Annotated in this window: 4 protein-coding genes; 1 reads left to right on the top strand and 3 read right to left on the bottom strand. The window is 75.8% G+C overall.

Features of this window, described 5'->3' with window-relative positions:
* Positions 1-60: 60 nt before the first annotated feature.
* Positions 61-759, bottom strand: a complete 699-nt coding sequence (gene eda / locus ACO1BR_RS07735) for a bifunctional 4-hydroxy-2-oxoglutarate aldolase/2-dehydro-3-deoxy-phosphogluconate aldolase (protein WP_426794278.1) — start codon at positions 757-759, stop codon at positions 61-63.
* A gap of 144 nt (positions 760-903) precedes the next feature.
* Positions 904-1,701 (bottom strand): peroxide stress protein YaaA, encoded by a 798-nt coding sequence (yaaA, locus tag ACO1BR_RS07730; protein ID WP_426794277.1) that lies wholly within the window; start codon positions 1,699-1,701, stop codon positions 904-906.
* Positions 1,702-1,883: 182 nt separating this feature from the next.
* Between yaaA and ACO1BR_RS07725 the strand changes: the two genes are divergently transcribed.
* A complete protein-coding gene (locus ACO1BR_RS07725; protein ID WP_426794276.1) occupies positions 1,884-3,368 on the top strand; it encodes an RNB domain-containing ribonuclease in 1,485 nt (494 codons plus the stop codon).
* Here the strand turns inward: ACO1BR_RS07725 and ACO1BR_RS07720 are convergent.
* Complete coding sequence (locus ACO1BR_RS07720; protein ID WP_426794275.1) at positions 3,355-4,023, bottom strand: hypothetical protein; 669 nt, start codon at positions 4,021-4,023, stop codon at positions 3,355-3,357. The two genes, ACO1BR_RS07725 and ACO1BR_RS07720, sit on opposite strands and share 14 nt — an antisense overlap.
* Positions 4,024-4,152: the final 129 nt, after the last annotated feature.

Below are 4,152 nucleotides of genomic sequence, written 5' to 3'. Positions count from 1 at the left end.
CCCCCCCCCCCCCCCCCCCCCCCCCGGGCCCGTTCCGTTGCGGGGCGGCGGCGGGCCGGCTCAGGGCGCCAACGCCGCGGCCTCCCGGGCGAGTTGGCGCACCCGGCCCCAGTCCTTGGCGGCCAGCGCATCGGCCGGCAGCATCCAGCTGCCGCCGACGCAGCCGACGTTCGGCAGCGCCAGATAGGACGGCGCGGTCGCCGGGCCGATGCCGCCGGTCGGGCAGAAGCGCGCCTGCGGCAGCGGCGCGGCCAGCGACGTCAGATAGGCGGTGCCGCCCGCCGCCTCGGCCGGGAAGAACTTCATCTCGGTGACGCCCTCGTCCAGCAGCGCCACCACCTCCGAGGCCGTGGAGACGCCCGGCAGGAAGGGGCGGCCGGAGTCCCGCATGGCGTGCAGCAGCCGCGGCGACCAACCGGGGCTCACCAGGAACGCGGCGCCGGCCGCACCGGCCGCGGCGACCTGCCCGGGGGTGAGCACGGTGCCGGCGCCGACCACCGCCTCCGGCACCTCGGCGGCGACGGCCCGGATCGCGTCCGGCGCGGCGGGCGTCCGCAGCGTGATCTCGATCGCCGGCAGCCCGCCCGCGACCAGTGCACGGGCGAGCGGTACGGCGTCGGCGGCGTCCTGGAGCACGACGACCGGGATGACGGGGGCGAGGGCGAGGACCGACGGGGACGAGGGTCCCCCCGACTCGCACGGAGCCGGGGGCCCGGGGGACGGCACGGGGGAGGGGGCGGCGTGGGTCACGCCGCCCATACTGCGCCCACCACCCCACCCCCTGCAACGCGCGTTGCACACGCTGCAACGCCCACCCTCGCGTCCCCTCTACCCCTCTACCGTCCCCGCCGACTCACAGCTCCCCGCCACGCTCCCCCTCACCCTCACCCTCATCCGCCACGCTCACAGCTCCGTCACGATCACATCGATGCCCCACGCCTTGCCGGACCTCGCCGGCGCCTCGGCCTCGACCGCGTACCCCAGCCCGCGCAGCGCCTCGACCAGCTCCGCCGGACCCGCCGGCTCGATCCCGGCCGTCAGCAGGTCCCGCACCAGCCGCCCCTTGGTCGCCTTGTTGAAGTGGCTGACGACGGAGCGCTTCTCCACCCCGTCCACGATCTTCGACTGGAGTACCCGCACGGTCGCGGTCCGCCCGGCGACCTCCCCCTTGGGCTTCCACGCCGTCGCGTACGCCGCCGAACGCAGATCGAGCACCAGGCCCGCCCCGGCCGCCTGCGGCATCACCTCCGCCATCGGCCCCCGCCAGTACGCCCCCAGCGCCCCGAGCGCCGGCAGCTTCACCCCCATCGAGCAGCGATAGGACGGGATCCGGTCGTCGATCCGCACGGCGCCCCACAGGCCCGAGAACACCAGCAGCGACCGCTCGGCCAGCTTCCGCGCCGCCCCGTCCAGGGAGGCGAGCCCCAGGGCGTCGTACAGCACCCCGGTGTAGATCTCCCCGGCCGGCGCCGTCCCCGCCGTACGCAGCCCCGCGTTCTTCGCGACCTCCCCCCTGAGGCCGTCGCTCAGCCCGAGCACCTCCTGCGCCTTGCCCGCATCGGCCGCGCACAGTTCGACCAGCTCCCCGAGCACCTCCGCCCGCGCCCCGGTCAGCCCCGGCAGCGACAGCGCCCCGAGGTCCAGCGGCCCACCGGCCCCTCCGGCGGCCTTCCCTTCGGACGGCGGCAACAGCACGAGCACGGTGTTCTCCTTCACAGCGGTACGAGCGGGGGTGCGGCCCCGCCGAAAGCTTAGGGTCTGCCCGACGGACACCGGGGCCGACGTGCACCAGGTCCCGGCCTCCCCGCCCCGCCGACGCACCGAAGACGTCCCGGCGCCCGCACACCGCGCCGGGAGCGCCCGCCCGCCATAGGCTCGATTTCATGCCCCGTCGCCATATGCATGTGACCGACGCAGCCGAGGCCCCGCTGCGGGCCGCGCTGCACGACCTGCGCGTACGGCTGGAGATCCCGGACCACTTCCCGCCCACCGCACAGGCAGAGGCGGACAGCGCCGCGCGGGCACCGCGCATCCCGGCCGGCGACGGTGAGGTGGCCACCGAGCACACCCTCGACGACGCCACCGACCTGCCCCTCTTCACCATCGACCCGCCCGGCTCCCAGGACCTGGACCAGGCGATGTTCCTCTCCCGGCGGTCCAACGGCGGGTTCCGCGTCCACTACGCCATCGCCGACATCGCCTCCTTCGTCACCCCGGGCGGCGCCCTGGACGCCGAGGCGCACCACCGGGTGACCACCCTCTACTTCCCCGACGAGCGGATCCCGCTGCACCCGACGGTGCTCAGCGAGGGCGCCGCCAGCCTGCTGCCCGACCAGGACCGCCCGGCCGTCCTGTGGCAGCTCGACCTCGACGCCGACGGCGCGCTGACCCTCGCCTCCGTACGCCGCGCCCTGGTCCGCTCCCGCGCCAAGCTCGACTACACGGGCGTCCAGCGGGCCCTGGACGACCACACCGCCGAGGAGCCGCTCGCCCTGCTCCGCGAGATCGGGCTGCGCCGCGAAGAACTGGAGGTCGGCCGGGGCGCGATCTCCCTCAACGTCCCCGAGCAGGAGATCGTCGAGCACGACGGCCGCTACACCCTCGAATACCGCGCCCCGCTCCCGGCGTACGGCTGGAACGCCCAGATCTCCCTGCTCACCGGTATGGCCGCCGCGGACCTGATGCTCGCCTCCGGCACCGGCATCCTGCGCACCCTGCCCACCGCCCCCGACGGCTCGGTCGCCCGCCTCCGCCTCACCGCCCAGGCCCTCGGCGTCGACTGGCCGCACCACACCTCGTACGCGGCCCTGATCCGCACCCTCGACCCGCGCCGCGCCGCGCACGCCGCGTTCCTCCTGGAGTGCACCGCCCTGCTGCGCGGCGCCGGCTACATGGTCTTCGACGGCACCGCCCCGCCCCCGTCCGCGGCCGTGCACGCCGCCGTCGCCGCCCCGTACGCCCACACCACCGCGCCGCTGCGCCGGCTCGTCGACCGCTACACCTCGGAACTCTGCCTGGCCGCCTCCGCCGGCCGCGGCCCGGCCGACTGGGTCCGCAGCGCGCTGCGCAACCTCCCGCACGAGATGGAGACCGGAACCCAGCGCGCCAACCAGGTCGAACGCGCCTGCGTCGACCTCGTCGAAGCCGCCCTGCTCCGCGACCGGGTCGGCGACACCTTCGAGGCGCTGGTCGTCGACCGCCAGGAGGACGATCCCACCCAGGGCACCGTCCACCTCTACGAACCGGCCGTCATCGGCCGTATCGCGGCTCCCTCCGGCGGCCCCGCGCTGCCCCTCGGCCGGCGCATCCAGGTCCGCCTCGCCGAGGCCGAACCGGGCCGCGAGCCGGTCCGCTTCACACCGGCGTGACCGGCCCCCCGGCCGCCGCCGCGTCCCCCACGGCGTCCTCCTCAGCGTCTCGCGACGCCTCCATCGCACCCCGCACGGCCAGCACCGCACCCCGCGCCTCGTCGGCGTGGAACCGCACCCTCCGCACCGCCTCCCGCTGCCCCAACAGCCGTACCACGACGACCGGTTCGGCCAGCTCCACGGTCACCGACGTCTGCCCGCCCACGGCCATCTCCAGCACCCCGTCCCCCTTCTTCGCGTCCTGCGTCAGCCGCAGGTCGTACCGGACGGCGACGATCCGCTCCAGCGGTATCCGCAGCTCCAACCGGGCGCCGGCGCGCAGCAGCAGCGCGTCCGGGCCGAGCACATGCGGCCGGGTGACCGCCGACGCCTGGAACCCCAGCATCATCAGCACCGTGTAGACATCGGCGACCAGCGTCACCGCGTGCAGCGCCGGCATGCCCGCCAGCAGCGCACTCACCCCCACCGTCTCCACCAGACACACGAACGTCAGCCCGTACACCAGCGCCGCCTGCGCCCCCGCGTACGCCAGGGCCAGGTCACCCGCCGCCACCCCGGCCCGCCGCCGCGCCACCCAGTGCACCAGGCTCACCTGCCACCGCGCCTCGTGCCGCGCCAGCCGCAGCACCACCTCACGCGCCCCCGGTCCGCTCATCGCGTCCCTCCCCGATCATCCGCATGGCCATCCGCATCGCCTCCGCCTGCGCCGGCGCCAGCTCCATCACCAGCAGCTCCGTCCAGACCTCGGCCTCCCGCCCCGAGCCCGCCACCGGCCCGGCCCCGG

Origin of the sequence: Streptomyces sp. YGL11-2 (assembly GCF_050054615.1) — a bacterium.
GTDB lineage: Bacteria > Actinomycetota > Actinomycetes > Streptomycetales > Streptomycetaceae > Streptomyces.
The sequence above is the reverse complement of the archived record's forward strand: the minus strand, read 5'-3'. Positions and strand labels throughout refer to the sequence as shown.

What these genes read in the sequence shown, in the direction of transcription:
- eda (WP_426794278.1), bottom strand. Translation starts at nt 759, where the DNA reads ATGGGCGGCGTGACCCACGCCGCCCCCTCCCCCGTGCCGTCCCCCGGG.
- ACO1BR_RS07725 (WP_426794276.1), top strand. Translation starts at nt 1,884, where the DNA reads ATGCCCCGTCGCCATATGCATGTGACCGACGCAGCCGAGGCCCCGCTG.
- ACO1BR_RS07720 (WP_426794275.1), bottom strand. Translation starts at nt 4,023, where the DNA reads ATGAGCGGACCGGGGGCGCGTGAGGTGGTGCTGCGGCTGGCGCGGCAC.